Raw genomic sequence first — 18,649 nt, 5'->3', positions numbered from 1 at the left:
TTACGTTTCGCAACCGTTCTTCAGACAGTGTGGCCCGAATGGGCGTGTGGACGGCTACAGCGGCGGCAGCGGCTTCGACGGCTTGCGCGGACGCCGGGCGCGGCGCGGCGCGGGCGCGGCATCCTCGCTGCCCTTGACGGGCTTGTCGGGCGGCTGCTCCTGCCCGAAAGCCAGGGTGCGCCTCACGTCCTGCGCGTCGCCGACCGGGATCTCGCCGCCGGCGGCCTCCTCCAGCTGCGCCACCATGCGGGCGATGCGGTCGGCCACGCTCTCGTTGCTGAGCTTCTCGCGGAAGCGCTCGACCATCAGCGGAAAGGCGAAGGGCGTGGGCCGCTTCGGCTGCACCAGCTCCAGCCGCTGGCCGGCCATGCGCAGCAGGCTTTCGCGCAGGCGGGCGATGTCCAGCTCCTGCGCCAGCAGTTCGGTCTCGGCCTGGGCCAGCAGGCGGTTGGCCGGGTCGTACTTGCGCAGCACCTCCCAGAACAGGGAGGACGAAGCCTGCAGTTGCCGGCTGCTGCGCTTCTCGCCCGGGTAGCCCTGGAAGATGAGCCCCGACACCCGCGCGATCTCGCGGAAGCGCCGCTGCGCCAGCTCGCTGGCGTTGAGGCTGGCCAGCACCTCGTGCAGCAGTGCGCCTTCGTCGTCGTGCGCGGCCAGGGCCTCCTGCGCCGGCGCATCGTGGCCGGCGCGCAGCACCTCGGGCAGCAGCTGCGGCCAGTCGACCTCGGTGGCGCACAGCAGCTCGAAGCCGTAGTCGTTGACCGCGATGGAGAAGGTGCGCGGCGCATGCTGCGCCACCCGCCAGGCCAGCAGGCTGGCCAGCCCCAGGTGCACGTGCCGGCCGGCGAAGGGGTAGAGGAACAGGTGCCAGCCCTCGCGCGTGCGCAGCGCCTCGGCCACCAGCGTCTCGGGCGTGGGCAGGCGCGACCAGGCCTGCTGGATCTCCAATAACGGGCGCACGGCCTGCAGCTCGGGCGACTCGTAGCGGCCGTCGGCGGCCAGTGCCAGTTGCTGCACCGTGGCATCGGCCAGCGTGGTCGACAGCGGCATGCGCCCGCCGTTCCAGCGCGGCACGGCCGGGCGCTGGCCCGTCGCGCGGCGCACCCAGGCGGTCATCTCGCGGATGCGCACCAGCTCCAGCATGCGGCCGCCGAAGAGGAAGCAGTCGCCCGGCTTCATGCGGGCGACGAAGCTCTCTTCCACCGTGCCGATGCGCGCGCCGCCGACGAACTGCACGCTCATGCTGGCGTCGCTGACGATGGTGCCGATGTTGCTGCGGTGGCGCCGCGCCAGCCGTGCATCGGGCACGCGCCACACGCCCTCGGCATCGGGCACCACGCGGTGGTAGTCGGGATAGGCCGCGAGCGAGGGGCCGCCCTGGCGCACGAAGTCCAGGCACCACTGCCAGCTGGCCTCCGACAGGTGCGCATAGGCGGCCGTGCGGTGGACCTCTTGCAGCAGCGCCTCGGGCCGGAAGCCGCCGCCCAGCGCCACCGTCACCAGGTGCTGCACCAGCACGTCCAGCGGCTCGCGCGGCGTGTGGCGCGATTCGATGTGGCCGGCCGCGATGGCCGCGCGGGCGGCGGCGCCTTCCACCAGCTCCAGGCTGTGGGTGGGCACGATGCTCACGCGCGAGGGCCGGCCCGGCGCATGGCCCGAGCGGCCGGCGCGCTGCAGCAGCCGCGCCACGCCCTTGGGCGAGCCGATCTGCAGCACGCGCTCCACCGGCAGGAAATCCACGCCCAGGTCCAGGCTGGACGTGCAGACCACCGCCTTGAGCTGCCCGCCCTTGAGGCCCAGCTCCACCCATTCGCGCACCGCGCGGTCGAGCGAGCCATGGTGCAGCGCGATCAGCCCCGCCCAGTCGGGCCGCGCCTCCAGCAGCGCCTGGTACCAGATCTCGGACTGCGAGCGCGTGTTGGTGAAGACCAGCGTGCTGGGGCTGGCGTCGATCTCGGCCACCACCTGCGGCAGCATGGCCAGGCCCAGGTGGCCGCCCCAGGGAAAGCGGTCGGCGCGGCCGGGCAGCAGGGTGTCGACCATGAGCGTCTTGGGCACCTGGCCCTGCACCAGTGCGCCGGCCTCGCCGGGGCCCAGCAGCGCGGCCATGGCCTCGTGCAGGTTGCCCAGCGTGGCGGACATGGCCCAGGCCATCAGGCCCGCGTTCCAGCCGCGCAGGCGCGCCAGCGCCAGCTGCACCTGCACGCCGCGCTTGTTGCCCAGCAGCTCGTGCCATTCGTCCACCACCACCAGGCGCAGGTGGCGCAGCCGCTCCTGCGCATCGGCGCGGGCCAGCATCAGCGACAGGCTCTCGGGCGTCGTGACGAGCACGGTGGGCAGGCGCTGGTTCTGAGCGCTGCGCTCGGAGGAGGAGGTGTCGCCGCTGCGCGCGCCCGCCGACCAGTGCGGCGCGACGAGCGGCAGCGGCTCGGACAGGGCGCGCAGCGAATCGGCGGCCAGCGCGCGCATCGGCGTGATCCAGAGCACCGTGAGGGGCGGCGGCGCGGGTGGCTTGCCGCTGCCTTCAGCGGGCGGCGGTTCACCGGCCAGTGACTGGAGCGCGCCCAGCCACACGGCGTAGGTCTTGCCCGCGCCCGTGGTCGCATGCAGCAGGCCCGAACGGCCGGCCGCGATGGCGGCCCACACCTCGCGCTGGAAGGCGAAAGGCTGCCAGCCGCGGGCGTCGAACCACTGCTGGACGGCCAGCTCGGCCGGGCTTGTGGGTACCTTCGAGGAGAGGGCGGCGGACGATGAGGCGGGGGCCAGCCGGCGGCGCCCGCGCGCGGGCCGCAATTCCGCCAGCTGAGCATCGTCCAGCGGCGGGTTGTCCGGATCGGCCCGGGCCGCTGCGGTGATGGCGGCGTCCTCGACCGCCGTGGGGGCTGTGAGTTCAAGGCGCTTCTTGTTCATAACGTCGAAATTCCCGCACGCTGGCCTCGCGAAGGCCGATCACCCGGCGCCCATCCGCCCGGTCGGTGAATCATGCCGGCAACAACGCCTGCAGCGTCTGCAGCGTGTCCGCCTCCTCCACCGGTTTGTCCAGCCGCCAGCGCAGCATGCGTGGGAAGCGGGTGGCGATGCCGCTTTTGTGGCGGGGGCTGCGGGCGATGCCTTCGAAGCCGAGTTCGAAGACCAGCGTGGGCCGCACGCTGCGCACGGGGCCGAAGCTCTCGATGGTGGTCTTGCGGATGATGGCGTCGACCTTGGCCATCTCGGCATCGGTGAGGCCCGAGTAGGCCTTGGCGAAGGGCACCAGCTGGCGGCCCTCCTGGCCGGGCGGGCCGTCCCACACGGCGAAGGTGTAGTCGCTGTAGAGGCTGGCGCGGCGGCCGTGGCCGCGCTGGGCGTAGATGAGCACGGCATCGACCGTCAGCGGGTCGATCTTCCACTTCCACCACAGGCCCACGTCCTTGGTGCGGCCGACGCCGTACTGCGCGTCGCGGCGCTTGAGCATGAAGCCTTCCACGCCCAGGCTGCGCGCGGCCTCGCGCTGGCGCGCCAGGTCGGCCCAGCTGTCGCCCGTGAGCACGGGGCTGGGGCGCAGCACCGGGTGGTTGACCTCGGCCAGCAGGGCCTCCAGTCGGGCGCGGCGCTGGTGCTGCGGCAGCGGGCGCAGGTCCTGGCCGGCCTCTTCGAGCAGGTCGTAGGCCAGCAGCACGACGGGCAGGTCGCGCAGCAGCTTGGGGCCGAGCGTCTTGCGGCCGATGCGCTTCTGCAGTTCGGCGAATGGCTGGACGCGGCCGGCGGTGCGCGCGGGCACCGGAGCCACACCGGCGGCGGCAGCAGGTTCAGCCCCGACCGGCCCATCCCGCCACACCACGATCTCGCCGTCCAGCACGGTGCCATCCGGCAGCACGTCGCCCAGCGCGGCCAGCTCGGGGAAACGGTCGCTGACCAGTTCCTCGCCGCGCGACCAGATCCATGCCTGGCCGCCACGGCAGACGACCTGGGCGCGGATGCCGTCCCATTTCCATTCGACCTGCCAGCCGGACGGTGGGCCCAGCAGTTCGTCGAAGCGTTCGAGCGGCTCGTTGAAGGGATGGGCCAGGAAGAAGGGATAGGGCTGGCCACCGCTGATGGCAGGGCCCTCGCCGTCGGCGCCTTCGGGCGCGATCAGCGCGGCATAGTCGGCCTCGCCGGGCCGCGCGCCGATGTGGGTGTAGCCCATCAGCCGCTGGGCCACGCGCTTCGCGTCCAGCCCGCCGACGGCGGCCAGCGCCTGCGTGACCTGCAGCTTCGACACGCCGACACGGAAGGCGCCGGTAATGAGCTTGAAGTAGACGAGGCGCTCCTCCGGCGCCAGCAGCCGCCACTGGGCGCGCAGCGTGTCGGGCAGACCCTCGGCCGGCGCGCCGCGCAGGGGAAGCAGGTGCTGCTCCACCCAGTCGGCCAGGCCCAGCTCGTGCGTGCCGTCGGACGGCGGCAGCAGCAGCGCGATGGTCTCGGCCAGGTCGCCCACCGCCTCGTAGCTTTCGACGAACAGCCATTCGGGCAGGCCCGCCGCCTCCTGCGCCAGCAGGCGCAGCAGCTTGACCGGCACCAGCTGGCGCGGCTTGCCGCCGGCCAGGAAATACACCGCCCACGCGGCATCTCGCGGCGGCGCGGCCCGCAGGTAGCGCTGCAGGGCGGCCTGCTTGACCAGGTTGGAGGTGCTGGCGTCCAGCTCGCGGTAGAGGGCGGCGAAGGCCTTCATGCCGCCGCCTCGGGCGCGTCGGCCAAGTCCTCGTCGCCGTACTCGGTGGCGAAGGCCTGCGCATCCAGGCCGTTCTCGCGCAGCCAGCGCACCATGATCGCGACGCTGCCATGGGTGACCATCACCCGCTCCGCGCCCGTGGCCGCGATGGCCTTGTGCAGGCCGGGCCAGTCGGCGTGGTCGCTCATGACGAAGCCGCGGTCCACGCCGCGGCGCCGGCGGGTGCCGCGCAGCAGCATCCAGCCGCTGGCGAAGGCATCCGACGCATTGGCGCCGAAGCGGCGCATCCAGGGCGTGCCCTGGGCCGACGGCGGCGCCACCACCAGGGCGCGGCGCAGCATCGTGGCATCGACGCCGGGGTCGGTCACGCGCAGCGTGGGCGGCAGGGCCACGCCCGCGGCGCGGTAGACGGCATTGAGCGGCTCCACTGCGCCGTGCACCACGATCGGCCCGATGGACGCATCCACGCCATGCAGCATGCGCTGTGCCTTGCCGAAGGCATAGCCGAGCAGGACGCTGGCACGGCCCTCCTGCGCATTGCGCCGCCACCAGTCGTCGATCTGCGCGAACAGCTCGGGCTGCGTGGGCCAGCGGTAGATGGGCAGGCCGAAAGTGGATTCGGTGATGAAGCAGTCGCAGCGCACCGGCTCGAAGGGCGTGCAGGTGCCGTCGGGCTCGGTCTTGTAGTCGCCCGAGGCCACCCAGACCTGGCCGCCGTGCTCCAGCCTGACCTGGGCCGAGCCCAGCACGTGGCCGGCCGGATGCAGCGAGATGCGCACGCCGTGGTGCTCGATGGCCTGGCCGTAGGGCAGCGTCTGCAGCGTGATGTCGGCGCCCAGCCGCGCGCGCAGGATGCCTTCCCCCTGCTCGTGCGCCAGGTAGTGGTTGTGGCCCCAGCGCGCATGGTCGGAGTGGCCATGCGTGATGACCGCGCGGTCCACCGGGCGCCAGGGGTCGATGTAGAAGTCGCCGGGCGGGCAGTACAGGCCTTCGGGGCGGGCGACGACGAGGTCGCCGGGGCGCGAGGCGGCGCGTGCCGGCAAAGGCGGGGCGGGCTCGGAGGAGGTATCCGTCGGCATGGCCGGCAGATGGTAGGCAGCGGGCGCGGCGGGCGCACGCCGCGGCGGGCGCTTCGGCCTGTGGGCGGGTGCCTACGCCTGCCCGGCCTCGGCAGCCTCCGCTCGGCAGGCCCGCAAGGCCGACGTGCACGGAGAAGGGCCCTGCACAATGCTCCGCCATGCTCCACCCGCCGCGCCCTTTCGTCTACCTGGATGCCGTCGCCCGCGCCGGCTCGATCCGCAAGGCGGCGGAGACGCTGCACGTGGCCTCGACGGCGCTCAACCGCAAGATCCTGGAGATCGAGGCCGAGATCGGCCTGCCGCTGTTCGAGCGCCTGCCGCGCGGCGTGCGGCTGACGGCCGCGGGCGAGGTGCTGCTGACGGCCGTGCGGCGCACGCTGGGCGACCTGCGCTCGGCCGCCTCGCAGATCGAGCAGTTGCGCGGCCTGGTGCGCGGCACGGTGCGCATCGGCTGCGCCGAGTCGGTGGCCAGCGACCTGATGCCCCGCACCATCGCGCACTACCAGCAGGCGCATCCGGGGGTGCAGTTCCAGGTGGTGTCGGGCGTGACGGCGCAGCTGGTGCAGCAGCTGATGGCCGACGACGTCGAGATGGTGCTGGTGCACGACCCGCAGCCCTCCGAGGCGCTGCGCATCGTCAGCGCGCTGGACCAGCCGCTGTGCGCCATGCTGCGCCCCGACCATCCACTGGCCGGCCGCGAGAGCCTGCGCCTGGCCGACTGCCAGGAGTACGTGGTGGCGCTGGGCGACCGCTCCTTCGGCAGCCGCCGCCTGCTCGACGCGGTGATGGCCCGCGCGCGCCTGCAGCTGAAGGTGGCGCTGGAGGCGAGCGCGGTGCAGACGCTCAAGGAGTTCACGCGGCAGACGGGAGCCATCAGCTTCCAGTTCCAGATCGGCACGCTGCGCGAGGTGCGCACGGGCGAGCTGGTGTCGATCCCGCTCACCGACCGCGTGCTCACCAGCAGCCAGCTGGTGCTGGCGACGCGCGAGGGGCGGATGCTGCCGATCGCGGCGCTGTCGTTCCAGGAGGCGCTGGTCAACGCGCTGGCGGCGCTGCCGCACTGAGGCGCCTCCACAGGCGCCGCCAGCGCCGACGGCGCAAAGCTGGCACGAAAGCCGCTTGCGACGTCAATTGTGCACAATCAGATTGATGAAGTGCACAATCCAGGTGCAGGCACTTCCTTCCCCAAGCGAAGCGCGGCACCCGCCCAACCCTTCCGCTGGAGCCGCCATGCACTGCCCTGTTCTTCCTTCCTCCGCCGCGCGACTGCCGGCCCGGTCCACCCGCCGCCTGCTGGCCGCCGCACTGCTCGGCGCCACGCTCGCCGCCGCCGGCCTGGGCACCACGACGCCCGCCAGCGCCGCCGAGCCGGTCGCCTGGCCCGACCGCCCCGTCAAGATCGTGGTGCCCTTCCCGCCCGGCGGCGCGGCCGACGTGTACGCCCGCCTGGTGGGCCAGAAACTGGCCGAGATCACCGGCAACCGGCAGCCCATCGTCATCGACAACAAGCCCGGCGCGGGCGGCATCATCGGCACCGACGTGACGGCCAAATCGCCGGCCGATGGCAGCACCTTCCTGATGGTGACCATCGGCCATGCGGTCAACCCCTTCATGTACAGCAAACTGCCCTACGACACCCGCGCGGACTTCGTGCCCGTGGGTGTCGTGGCCGAGGTGCCCAGCGTCATCGTTACCGGCCCGGCGCTCAAGGACAAATCGCTCAAGGACCTGCTGGCCATGGCGCGCGCGAAGCCCGAGGAGCTGCAGTACGCCTCGTCCGGCGTGGGCTCCACCAGCCACGTGGGCGCCGCGCTGATCGAGTCGATGGCCGGCGTGCGCATGACCCACGTGCCCTACAAGGGCGCCGCCCCGGCGCTGCAGGACGTGATGGCCGACCGCGTGCCGCTGTCCGTGGACATCATCACCTCCTCGCTGCCGCTGGTGGCGAGCGGCAAGCTGAACGCCGTGGCCGTGACCGGTGCCAAGCGCGCGCCCAAGCTGCCCAACGTGCCGACGGTGGCCGAGGCCGGCATTCCGGGCTACGAATTCGTCTCCTGGTACATGCTGCTGGCGCCGGCCAAGACGCCCAAGCCGGTGATGGAGCAGGTCAATGCCGAGCTGCGCAAGCTGGCCGCCCTGCCCGAGTTCCGCGCCCGCATCGAGGACACCGGCGGCCAGGTCGTCACGACCACGCTGCCGCAGGCCAGCGACTACCTCAATGCCGAGTTCACGCGCTGGGCGAAGGTGGTCAAGGAACGCAACATCAAAGCAGACTGAGAGCCCACCCCCGTTGCTTGCTCACTTCGTGTAGCCGCCTCCCCCCTCAAGGGGGCGCACCCGGCGGCCCGGCAAAGCCGGTTCCGCGGGTGCCCGCGCATGGCCTGCTCCGCGGCCCTTCGAACTTTCAGAGCGCCTTGCTCCAATGACCACCACTTCGCCTTCCAGCCATTCCCGCGACTTCATCGGCTACGCCAACCAACCGCCCGCCGTGGCCTGGCCGGGCGGGGCGCGGGTGGCGGTCTCCTTCGTGCTGAACTTCGAGGAGGGCGCGGAGTTCTCGGTGGCCGATGGCGATGCGCGCAACGAGTCGGTGTACGAGGTCATCGACCCGCGCACCGGCTGGGATCCGTGCATCGACAGCCACTTCGAGTACGGCACCCGCGCCGCCTGGTGGCGCATCGCCGAGCTGTTCGACCGCCACCGGGCGCCGATGACCGTCAGCGCCTGCGGCCGCGCCGTGGAGCGCAGCCCCTGGCTGGCGCAGGACGCGGTGGCCCGCGGCCACGAGGTGTCGGCCCACGGCTGGCGCTGGGAGAGCCATGCCGGCATGGCGCCCACGCAGGAGGCTGCCGCAATGGACGCCTGCCTGGCCGCCATCGAGGCCGCCTGCGGCCGGCGGCCCGTGGGCTGGCACACCCGCTCGGCCTGCACGCCGCACACGCGGGCGCTGCTGGCCGAACGCGGCTTTCTCTACGACAGCGACGCCTACAACGACGACGTGCCCTTCTTCGTGCCGGTGGCCGGCCGGCCGCACCTGGTGCTGCCCTATGCCTTCGACACCAACGACATGCAGTTCCAGCACACGCAGCGCTTCGCCACCGCTGCACAGTTCGCCGAGTACGTCTGCGACGCTTTCGACTGGCTGCACGAGGAGGGCGCCACACGCCCGCGCATGATGTCCGTCGGCCTGCACCTGCGCATGATCGGCCGGCCGGCGCGCATGAAGGCCCTGGCGCTGATCCTCGAGCACCTGCGGCGCCGTGGCGACGCCTGGATCGCCACGCGCGAGCAGATCGCCCGCCACTGGCTGGCGCACGCACCGCGCCCCGAGACGGCGGCATGAGGGCGTCCGCTGGCAGGGATCGCGCGGATGGCCGGCCCGGAGGGCTGCGCTAAAGTCATCCGGATGCATCCGACGGAAGAGGCCATCCACCGCACCCTGGCGCAGACCCTGCTGGCCGGCCGGCTCGCGCCCGGCACCCAGCTGGTCGAAACGCGGCTCGCCCAGATCTTCGGCGTCTCGCGCGAGCGGGTGCGCAAGGTGCTGCACCGCCTGGGCCACGAGCGCCTGCTCGACCTCGTGCCCAACCGCGGCTGCTTCGTCAGCAACCCCACGCTGGCGCAGGCGCGCGAGATCTACGACGCCCGCCGCATCATCGAAGGCGGCATCGTCGGCAGCCTGGCCGGTGCGCTCGCGCCCGCGCAGCTGGAGGCGCTGGCCGCGCACGAGCGGCGCGAGCATGCCGCGCTGCATGCCGGCGACCGCGCGGAATCGATCCGCCTCTCGGGCGACTACCACCTGCTGCTGGCCGGGTTCACCGGCAGCCCTTTCGTGCTGCGGCAGCTGCAGGAACTGGTCAGCCGCACCGCCATGCTGGTGGCCTTCTTCGAGCCCGCCAGCGCGTCGGGCTGCGGCTGCGAGGAGCACGAGGCCATCAGCCTCGCCCTGCGGCGCGGCGATGCGGCCGGCGCGCTCAAGGCCATGCAGGTGCACCTGTCGCTGATCGAGACGCGGCTCAAGCCCCGGGCCGCGCCCGAGGCCGAGGTGGACGCCGAGCAGGCCATTGCCGTGGCCTGGGCCCACGCGCAGGCCGCGACGGCCCCCTCGGCCGCCACGGCCGCCTGAACGCCATGGACGCCCTGCCTGCGCCACCGGCCGGCACGCGCCAACACCACCCCCGGGCTCCCTCATGACGCAGACCGCCCCCGCCCAGCCACCGCGCCCGCGGCTGCTGGTGCTCAACCCCAACCGCACCGCCGCCATGACCGACGCGGTGCTCCACGAGCTGCGGCGCCTGACGGACGGCGCCGTGGAACTGCGCGGCTTCACCTGCGACGACGGCCCGCCCGTCATCGCCAGCCGCGAGAGCTTCACCGCCGGCGCCCAGGCCGCCGCGCGCGCCTGGCCCGCGGTGGACGACGGCTGGGCCGACGCGGTGCTGCTGTCCTGCTACGGCGACCCGGGCCTGGCGGCCCTGCGTGCGGCCAGCCGCGTGCCGGTGCTGGGCATGGCCGAATCGAGCATGCTGCGGGCCCTGGCCCGCGGCCGGCCCTTCCACATCGTCACCGCCGGCAAGTCCTGGGGCCCGATGCTGCATGAGCTGGCCGCGCGCCACGCCGGCGCCTGGCCGCTGCTGCACGGCATCACCACGCTGGACACCACCGGCCTGGCCGGCAGCCAGAACCCCGCAGCCTTCTCGGCCCTGGTGCAGCGGGCGCTGGACGACCTGGCCGGGGCGCACCCGGCCGGCGAGGCCCCCGACTGCGTGCTGGGCGGCGCCGGCTTCGCGGGAATGCGCCCGACGCTGCGTTACGACGGGCGGCTGGAAGACGGATTGCAGACCGCGTTGGCGCAGTGGCGCGGCCTGCACGGCGCAAGGGAAAACGCTGCGGGCTCCCGCATCGAATCCTGAGCCCCTCTCCCCTCGCGGGAGAGGGGTTGGGGAGAGGGGGGAGCGCCTGACAACGGCCTTCCGCGTGTCGACCGCCGTCGCCCCCTCTCCTCCGCCCTCTCCCGCAAGGGGAGAGGGAGCAAGACCGGCCCCCTTGCACGCGTAGAGTGAAGCGCGAGCGGCCACTGTCGCTGCCATCTGCCATTGCCCACGCGCAACCTGCCAGCCCCGACCGCACACAAATTGCGCTCACTCCGAGCGAAACAATGCGCTGGAAGTTGGCGCAACCGCTGCCCATACTGCGGCCATCTTGTGCAGCGCACCATGACTTCCGCCCCCCTTCCCACCGCCGCCGGCCCGCGCCCGCAACTCACCGTGCACCGCCTGGGCATGGCCCATCCGGGCGACCTGTCCGAACTGGCCGCCCTGTTCGACGCCGGCGCGGTCGCCGCCGACGAGGTGGTGGCCGTCATCGGCAAGACCGAGGGCAACGGCGGCGTGAACGACTTCACCCGCGGCTACTTCACCCAGTCGCTGATGCAGTTGCTGGCGCAGCGCACCGGCCGCCCGGCCGAGGCGATCTGGCGCGAACTGCCCTGCGTGCTCTCCGGCGGGACCGAGGGCGTGCTGAGTCCGCACTACGTGGTCTTCTCGCGCCGGCTCCTGCCGGCCGGTAAGACCCACGCGGCCGGCATCGGGCCCGAAGGCGCCCACTACACCCCTCCTGCGACGGGCACGGACGCCAAGGCGCAGGCCAGCGCAGACACCGGCGCACCGACCCGCGCGAATGGCGCGGCCCCCGGCGCCCTTGCCATCGGCACCGCCTTCAGCGCCCCGACGCCCGCGCAGGACATCGGCCGCTGGCGCCAGGTCCGCGCGGTGGCGCAGGCGGTGCGCGCCGCCATGGACCAGGCCGGCATCGACCGGCCGGAGGACGTGGCCTTCGTGCAGCTCAAGTGCCCCTGCGTGACCTCGGCCCGCGCCCAGGCCGCCGCGGCGGCGGGCCATGCCGTGCTCACGGCCGACCCGGGCCGCTCCATGGCCTTCGCCCGCGCGGCCGGGGCCTTCGGCGCCGCCATCGCACTGGGCGAGCTGCCGGACGATCCGGCGCTGGAAGGCGCGCTGCTGCAGGACTTCGACCGCTTCTCGGCCCGCGCCAGCGTGTCCTGCGGCGTCGAGGTCGAGGCCAACGAGGTGATCGTGCTCGGCCACAGCGCCCGCTGGCAGGGCCCGCTGCGCATGGGCTGCGCGCCGATGCGCGATGCGCTGGACATCGCGGCCGTCGGCCAGGCCCTGCGCCCGCTGGGCCTGCAGGCCGCGCCGCAGCTGCCGGCCGCGCAGGCCGCGCGCGTGGCGGCCGTGTTCGTCAAGTGCGAGCCCGACCGCCGCGGCCAGGTGCGCGGCGCCCGCCACACCATGCTGGACGACACCGACATCAATGCCCAGCGCCACATCCGCGGCGCGGTGGGCGGGCTGGTGGCCGGCGTGCTGGGCGACGGGCGCATCTTCGTCTCCGGCGGCGCGGAGCACCAGGGCCCCGACGGCGGCGGCCTGGTGGCCGTGATCGCCCATGTGGGCTGAGGCCGCCATGCCCCCGACGCACGCCACGCACGCCACGCACGCCACGCACGCCTGGCAGATGACGGCCGAGGCGCTGTCGCAGGCTTTTGCGCGCCGCACGCTGTCGCCGGTGGAGGCGCTGCTGTCCGTGCTGGGGCAGGCCGATGCGGTCCATCCCCGGCTCAACGCCCTGGTGGTGCGCGACGACGCGGCCGCCCTGGCCGCGGCCCAGGCCAGCGAGGAGCGCTGGCACCGCGGCGCGCCGCTGTCGCCGCTGGACGGCGTGCCGCTCACCGTCAAGGACAACATTCCCGTGGCCGGACTGCCCTGCCGCTGGGGCAGCCGGCTCTTTGCCGACCACCGGCCGGCGCGCGACGAAAGCCCGGTGGCGCGGCTGCGTGCCGGCGGCATGGTGATCCTGGGCAAGACCAACGTGCCCGAGTTCACGCTGCAGGGCTACACCGACAACCCGCTCTTCGGGCCGACGGGCAACCCCTGGGCACCGGCACTCACGCCCGGCGGCAGCAGCGGCGGCGCCGTGGCGGCCGTGGCGGCCGGCATCGGCCCGCTGGCGCTGGGCACCGACGGCGGCGGCTCGATCCGGCGGCCCTGCGGCTTCACCGGGCTCTACGGCTTCAAGCCCGGCCGCGGCGTGGTGCCGCGTGCCGACGGGCTGCCGGTGCTGCTGCCGGGGCTGGAAGAAGCCGGCCCCATCGCGCGCAGCATGGGCGACCTGCAGCTGGCGTTGCGCCTGCTCGCGCCCGGCCTCGCGCCGCTGGCGCACCGGCCCGGCCCGCTGCGCATCGCCTGCTGGCGCGCCATCGGCGACAGCCCGGTCGACGCCGCCATCCTGGCGCGCAGCGATGCCGCCGCCGAGCGGCTGCGGGCGCTGGGCCACACGGTGGTCGAACAGCCCTCGCTGCCCGAGGTCGAGGCCTTCAACCGCCAGGCCTGGCCGGTGATCGCCAGCACCGGCCTCGCCGCCGTGCTGCGCGGCCACCCGGATGGGGCGGAGCGGCAACTGTCGCCCGCCCTCGCCGGGCTGCTGGCCCAGGGCCGTGCCCACACTGCCGTGGACCTGTTCCAGGCCCAGGCGCTGCAACGCGCACTGGCGAAGGCCCTGCAGGGCCTGTTCGGCCAGCACGACCTGCTGCTCACGCCCGCCAGCGCGGCCCTGCCCTGGCCCGCCGACGAATCCCACCCCGGCACCATCGCCGGCCGGCCGGTGGACGGCCGCGGCCATGCCGTGTTCACCGCCTTCGTCAACGGCGCCGGCCTGCCCGCGCTGGCCCTGCCCGCCGGCCCGACCGACGACGGCCTGCCGGTGGGCCTGCAGCTGGTGGCGCCGCGCGGCGGCGACGCGCTGCTGTGCGCCGTCGGCGTGATGTACGAACGCGAGGCCGCGCCCGCCTGGTGCTGGCCGCCGGCCCTCGACAAGGAAGAGATGCCCTCATGAAGATCGTGATCGTGGGCGCCGGCGTGGCCGGTGCCATCCTCGCCCGCCGCCTGGCCCGCCTGCCCGGCGTGGAACTGCACTGCCTGGAGCGTGTCGGCCCGGACGACCATGCCGAAGCCGGCACCGGCCTGAACGTGGGCCCGAACGCCATCAAGGCGTTGCGCCGGCTCGACGCCGAACTCGCCGCCCAGGTGGAGGCCGCCAGCCTGCCCTGGACCCGCTGGGACATCGCCCTGACCGACGGCACGCCGCTGATGGCACTGCCCCTGTCGCAGGTGGCCGACAACCCGGGCATCCGCATCCGCTGGTCCGAGCTGTACCGCGTGCTGCGCCAGGGCGCGGGCGCGGCCATCCGCTACGGCTGCACGCTCGAATCGGTGGGCGCCAGCGAGACGGCGCCGGGCAAGACCCGCGTGCGCTTCACGCAGGACGGCGCCACGCACGAGATCGACGGCATCGACCTGCTGGTGGGCACCGACGGCCGCTACTCCCGCGTGCGCGAGACCTTCTCCGGTGCGCCGGAGCCGCGGCACATCGGCGTCGCCATCCTGCGCGTGCTGGTGCCCGACACCAGCGGCGGCCTGGTGGACGACTACGGCCAGTGGTTCAGCGGCTGCCACCGGCTGCTGGCCTTCCGCGTGCCGCCGGACCATGTCTACATCGCCGCCACCTACCCGGTGGCGCCCGGCGCCGCGGTGCAGGAGGCCTGGAAGACCGAGGCCGTGATGCGCGCCACCTACCAGCCTGCCGAGGGCGAGGCCAGTCCCGCCGTGCGCTGGCTGCTGGACGCCATGTGCACCCAGCTGCACGATGCCCACTGGGCCCGCATGCAGGAGGCCGACGTGCGCTTCGCAGAGCCCGGCGCGGACGTGCTCTACCTGGGCGACAGCGCCCACGGCATGGCGCCCACGCTGGGCCAGGGCGCGACGCAGGCCATGGAAGACGCCTGCGCCGCCGCGCTGATCGTGGAGGACGCCTGGGCCCGCGGCCAGCGCACGCCGCGCATCTGGCTGGACCGCATCGTGGCCGCGCGCACCGAGCGCCTGCGCTTCGTGATGGACCTGTCGGTGCGCGCCACCGACACCATGCTCGAAGGCGCCGACCCGGTGGCCGGCACGCGCTGGAAGACCGAGCCGCCCTTCCAGGCCGAGCTGGCGGCGCTGTTTCGCGACGTGGCGCTGGGCGTGCCGGACGAGGCCCAATGCCAGTCAGTCAATCAAAGTCCGTTCGGGCTGAGCCTGTCGAAGCCTGGCGCAAGCCCTTCGACCCTTCGACAAGCTCAGGACGGGCCAAGCTCGGGGCGAACGGGTGATCCGACCGGCAGGGGGCCAAGGCCCACGGCCTGATTCCTGCTCCGCCCTCTCAAGCAGAACCCCATGGACAACGCCCTCACCCACGGCCTCTTCCACCTGGCCATCAAGACCGCCGACCTGGCCGCCACGCGCGCCTTCTGGGTCGGCACCATCGGCCTGCGCGAAGTGCCGCGGCCCGACTTCGGCTATCCCGGCGCCTGGCTCGCCTGCGGCCAGCCGGGCGGGCAGGCCATCATCCACGTCTATGCCGGCGGCCCGGCCCTCGGCGGCCAGGCGCAGGTGCCGCAGGGCACCGCCGCCATCGACCACGTGTCGCTGGCCTGCAGCGGCTACCACGCCTACATCGCGCGCTTCCGCGCCGCGGGGCTGGCCTGGCGCGAGTTCCTCGTGCCCGGCACCACGCTGTGGCAGCTCTTCGTCTACGACCCCAGCGGCGTGCAGCTGGAGCTGACCTTCGAAGGCGCGGTCGAAGCCGGCGCGCCGCCCGACATGTCGCCCGGCCGCGTCTACCGCGCCGGGGCCTCCTTCTTCGACCCCGCCACCTATCCCGCCCTTTCCCTGAACACCCCCTCCGGAGAACCCGCCCATGCTTCGCACTGACTTCCTGCGGCTCGCCGCACGCGCCACCGCCGCATTGGCGCTGGCCCTGCCCTTCGCGGGCGTCGCCCATGCCGCCGACAAGATCAAGTTCGGCGTCTTCCCGTCCAGCGCCGCGCTGCCCTTCTACATCGCCCAGAACCGCGGCTGGTTCAAGGAGGCCGGCCTGGAAGTGGAAGAGGTGCCCATGACCAGCCATCCGCTCACGGTGCAGGCCATCGTCTCGGGCAACATCGACGGCGCCGCCAACCTGGTGACGCTGGAAGGCGCCAACATGGAGTCGCGCCGGCCCGGCACGCTCAAGTACATCTCGCTCAACGGCCAGAACAGCCAGCACGTGATCGAGCAGTTCGTGGCCAAGGCGTCGAGCCCGGCCAAGTCGCTCAAGGACTTCAAGAACGGCTTCAAGCTCTTCTCGGCGCCCGGCCCGGCCAACATCGGCGCGGCGCGCGCGGTGCTCAAGAAGGTGGGCCTGGTCGAAGGCAAGGACTTCACCATCCAGGAGCAGCAGATCGGCGTGCACGTGGGCGCGCTGCAATCGGGCAACTTCGACGGCGGCTACACGCTGGAGCCCGCGGCCACCATCATGGTGGCGCAGGGCGTGGGCCGGCGCGTGGAGACGGGCGTGATCGCCACCTACCTGCTGGGCCGCAAGGAGGCCTCGGCCTTCGCCGCCGGCGCCGTGCTGTCCGACAAGTTCATCGCCGAGCGGCCCGACGTCGCCAAGCGCTTCGCCGCCGTGTGGGCGCGCGGCGTCAAGGCCGCGCAGACCGACACCAGCACGCGCGGCTACCTGATCCAGGGCATGAAGGTGCCGCCCGAGCTGGCCGCCACCGTGCCGCTGCCGCGCATCGTGATGACCGGCGAGCTGTCGCCGGCCGACGTGGCCGACTTCCAGAAATTCCTGGACATCGGCACCGAGCTGGGCGTGATCAAGGACAAGATCGACGGCAAGGCCGTGGTCAAGGCGCTGTGATGCGGGCCATGGACGTTTCTCCGCCGCGCACCACGCCTGCCGCCGAGGGCACCGGCACCGCCGCCGGCCACCGCTGGTTCGCGCCCGGCACGCACATCACCATCCGAGGCCTCACCAAGCGTTTCGGCGATGCGGCGGTGTACGAGGACTTCGACCTCGACATCCCGCACGGCCGGATCACCTCGGTCTTCGGGCCCAACGGCTGCGGCAAGAGCACGCTGATCAACATGATCGCGGGGCTCATCCCCATCGACCGCGGCGAGATCCTGTTCGACGGCAAGACCGCGCGCGAGACGCGCATCGGCTACGTGTTCCAGAACTACCGCGAGGCGATGTTCCCGTGGATGCGCACCATCGACAACATCGCCTATCCGCTGCAGTACCTGGGCCTCTCCAAAGCCGAGCGCGAGGCGCGCATGGACCGGCTGGTGGCCAGCTTCGACGTCAAGTTCGACCTGAACCGCTTCCCCTACGAGCTCTCCGGCGGCCAGCAGCAGACGGCCTCGATCATGCGGGCGCTGGCACCCGGGCCCGAGGTGCTGTTCCTGGACGAGCCCTTCTCGGCGCTGGACTTCGAGATGGTGATGTTCCTGCGCGAGCGGCTGCAGAAGGTGCTGGTCGGTCGCAAGGTGACGACGCTGCTGGTGTCGCACGACCTGGACGAGGCGGTGCTGCTGGCCGACCACGTGCTGCTGCTGACCAAGCGGCCCACGCAGGTGGCCGACAACCTGCCCTTCGACGCGCCGCGGCCGCGCACCGCCGCGACCACCGTCTCGCCCGAATTCATCGACGTGAAGACGCGGGCGCTGGAGATCTTCCAACGCGAGGTGCGCAAATGAAGACGCCGATCGCTGCGCGCCTGCGGCCGCTGTGGGGCATGGCCCTGATCGTCGCGCTGTGGGCCTTCGCCCATGCCACCAAGGCGGTGGACCCGGTGCTGCTGCCCTCGCCCGGCGAGGCGCTGCAGGCCTTCTGGAAAGGGCTCTCGAGCGGCACGCTGTGGGGCGACTTCGAGAAGACCATCGTGCGCACGCTGGTCTCCTTCGCCATCGCGCTGGCGGTGGCCGTGCCGCTGGGCGTGGTGCTGGGCGCCAACGAGAAGATCTACGAGGGCATCGAGTTCGCCATCGACTTCTTCCGCTCGACGCCGGCCTCGGCCATGTTCCCGCTGTTCCTGGTGCTGTTCGGCGTGGGCGAGAAGACCAAGATCGCCGTGGCCGCCTTCGGCGCGGCGCTGGCCATTTTGTTCAACGTGGCCTATGGCGTGATGAGCGCGCGCAAGCAGCGGCAGCTGGCGGCCCGCGTGATGGGCGCGCCGCGCTGGCGGGTGCTGACCGACGTGACGCTGCTCGAATCGATGCCGCAGGTCTTCGTGGGCATGCGCTCGGGCGTGTCGATTGCGCTGGTGATCGTGATCGTGGCCGAGATGTTCATCGGTTCCACCGACGGCCTGGGCCAGCGCATCATGAACGCCCAGACCATCTTCGACATGCCCGACATGTACGCTTCGATCTTCGCGGCGGGCCTGCTGGGCTACGTGATGAACCTCATTTTCCTGGTGGCGGAGCGGCGCTTCGTGCACTGGGGCGGAAAGTAAGAGAAGACGACCCATGACCGTTGCCATGAACGAGATCAACCTGCCGGACGTGCTGGCCGAGGTGAATGCGGTGTTCGACGACTACGAGCGCGCGCTGACGACCAACGACGTGCCGGTGCTCGACCGGCTGTTCTGGGACTCCGAGCACACGCTGCGCTACGGCGCCACCGAGAACCTGTACGGCTTTGCGGCGATCCAGGCCTTCCGCCAGGGCCGGCCCGCCAACAACCTGGAGCGCGAGATCACCGCCCGCGCGATCACCACCTTCGGCCGCGACTTCGCCGTCGCCAACGTGGAGTTCTGCCGCACCGGCAGCCCCCGCATCGGCCGCCAGAGCCAGACCTGGGTGCGCCTGCCCGAGGGCTGGAAGGTCGTGGCGGCGCACGTCAGCCTGATGGGCTGATGGGCCATCAGGCTGATCGCCCCCGATCCGTTCGGGCTGAGCTTGTCGAAACCCCGCGCCGCGCTTCGACAAGCTTGTATGGT

Annotated in this window: 16 protein-coding genes; 13 read left to right on the top strand and 3 right to left on the bottom strand. The window is 72.7% G+C overall.

Translation table 11 applies throughout. The annotated features are described in order from the left end of the window. Window positions 1-54: 54 nt before the first annotated feature. The 3 genes from NS331_RS17755 to NS331_RS17745 form a co-directional block, all read right to left on the bottom strand. Complete coding sequence (locus NS331_RS17755) at window positions 55-2,910, bottom strand: ligase-associated DNA damage response DEXH box helicase (protein WP_242873805.1); 2,856 nt, start codon at window positions 2,908-2,910, stop codon at window positions 55-57. Between the two features lie 70 nt (window positions 2,911-2,980). Then, window positions 2,981-4,693, bottom strand: coding sequence for an ATP-dependent DNA ligase (locus tag NS331_RS17750; RefSeq protein WP_058643290.1), 1,713 nt, complete (start codon window positions 4,691-4,693; stop codon window positions 2,981-2,983). Next, complete coding sequence (locus NS331_RS17745; RefSeq protein WP_058643289.1) at window positions 4,690-5,772, bottom strand: ligase-associated DNA damage response exonuclease; 1,083 nt, start codon at window positions 5,770-5,772, stop codon at window positions 4,690-4,692. Before NS331_RS17745 ends, NS331_RS17750 begins: the two co-directional genes overlap by 4 nt. A gap of 158 nt (window positions 5,773-5,930) precedes the next feature. Between NS331_RS17745 and NS331_RS17740 the strand changes: the two genes are divergently transcribed. The 13 genes from NS331_RS17740 to hpxZ all read left to right on the top strand — a co-directional run bounded on the left by NS331_RS17740 (window position 5,931) and on the right by hpxZ (window position 18,566). Next, window positions 5,931-6,836, top strand: coding sequence for a LysR family transcriptional regulator (locus NS331_RS17740; RefSeq protein ID WP_058643288.1), 906 nt, complete (start codon window positions 5,931-5,933; stop codon window positions 6,834-6,836). A 166-nt stretch (window positions 6,837-7,002) separates the two neighbouring features. Next, complete coding sequence (locus NS331_RS17735; RefSeq protein WP_058643287.1) at window positions 7,003-8,049, top strand: tripartite tricarboxylate transporter substrate binding protein; 1,047 nt, start codon at window positions 7,003-7,005, stop codon at window positions 8,047-8,049. 145 nt (window positions 8,050-8,194) lie between these two features. After that, on the top strand, window positions 8,195-9,115 hold the full coding sequence (locus NS331_RS17730) for a polysaccharide deacetylase family protein (protein ID WP_058643286.1): 921 nt from the start codon (window positions 8,195-8,197) through the stop codon (window positions 9,113-9,115). A 63-nt stretch (window positions 9,116-9,178) separates the two neighbouring features. Further along, a complete protein-coding gene (locus NS331_RS17725) occupies window positions 9,179-9,898 on the top strand; it encodes a GntR family transcriptional regulator (RefSeq protein ID WP_058643285.1) in 720 nt (239 codons plus the stop codon). 64 nt (window positions 9,899-9,962) lie between these two features. Beyond that, window positions 9,963-10,685 (top strand): aspartate/glutamate racemase family protein, encoded by a 723-nt coding sequence (locus NS331_RS17720; RefSeq protein ID WP_058643284.1) that lies wholly within the window; start codon window positions 9,963-9,965, stop codon window positions 10,683-10,685. Between the two features lie 303 nt (window positions 10,686-10,988). Beyond that, complete coding sequence (locus NS331_RS17715; protein WP_058643300.1) at window positions 10,989-12,245, top strand: ring-opening amidohydrolase; 1,257 nt, start codon at window positions 10,989-10,991, stop codon at window positions 12,243-12,245. 7 nt (window positions 12,246-12,252) lie between these two features. Then, entirely contained in the window at window positions 12,253-13,680 is a 1,428-nt protein-coding gene (locus NS331_RS17710) for an amidase (RefSeq protein WP_058643299.1), read from the top strand. Continuing rightward, complete coding sequence (locus NS331_RS17705) at window positions 13,677-15,026, top strand: FAD-dependent monooxygenase (protein ID WP_082702584.1); 1,350 nt, start codon at window positions 13,677-13,679, stop codon at window positions 15,024-15,026. The genes NS331_RS17710 and NS331_RS17705 overlap by 4 nt, the downstream gene beginning before the upstream one ends. Window positions 15,027-15,056: 30 nt before the next feature. After that, on the top strand, window positions 15,057-15,593 hold the full coding sequence (locus NS331_RS17700; RefSeq protein WP_058643283.1) for a VOC family protein: 537 nt from the start codon (window positions 15,057-15,059) through the stop codon (window positions 15,591-15,593). After that, window positions 15,580-16,566: an ABC transporter substrate-binding protein gene (locus tag NS331_RS17695; protein WP_058643282.1), complete on the top strand. Its 987-nt coding sequence runs from the start codon at window positions 15,580-15,582 to the stop codon at window positions 16,564-16,566. Before NS331_RS17700 ends, NS331_RS17695 begins: the two co-directional genes overlap by 14 nt. Before the next feature lie 8 nt (window positions 16,567-16,574). Further along, window positions 16,575-17,405, top strand: coding sequence for an ABC transporter ATP-binding protein (locus NS331_RS17690; RefSeq protein WP_153012910.1), 831 nt, complete (start codon window positions 16,575-16,577; stop codon window positions 17,403-17,405). Next, on the top strand, window positions 17,402-18,163 hold the full coding sequence (locus tag NS331_RS17685) for an ABC transporter permease (RefSeq protein ID WP_058643280.1): 762 nt from the start codon (window positions 17,402-17,404) through the stop codon (window positions 18,161-18,163). The genes NS331_RS17690 and NS331_RS17685 overlap by 4 nt, the downstream gene beginning before the upstream one ends. A 13-nt stretch (window positions 18,164-18,176) precedes the next feature. Further along, a complete protein-coding gene (hpxZ, locus tag NS331_RS17680; RefSeq protein ID WP_242873804.1) occupies window positions 18,177-18,566 on the top strand; it encodes an oxalurate catabolism protein HpxZ in 390 nt (129 codons plus the stop codon). Window positions 18,567-18,649: the final 83 nt, after the last annotated feature.

This window comes from Pseudacidovorax intermedius (assembly GCF_001476815.1).
In the GTDB taxonomy this organism is placed as follows: domain Bacteria; phylum Pseudomonadota; class Gammaproteobacteria; order Burkholderiales; family Burkholderiaceae_C; genus Xenophilus; species Xenophilus intermedius_A.
This window is presented reverse-complemented; position numbering and strand designations above follow the sequence as displayed.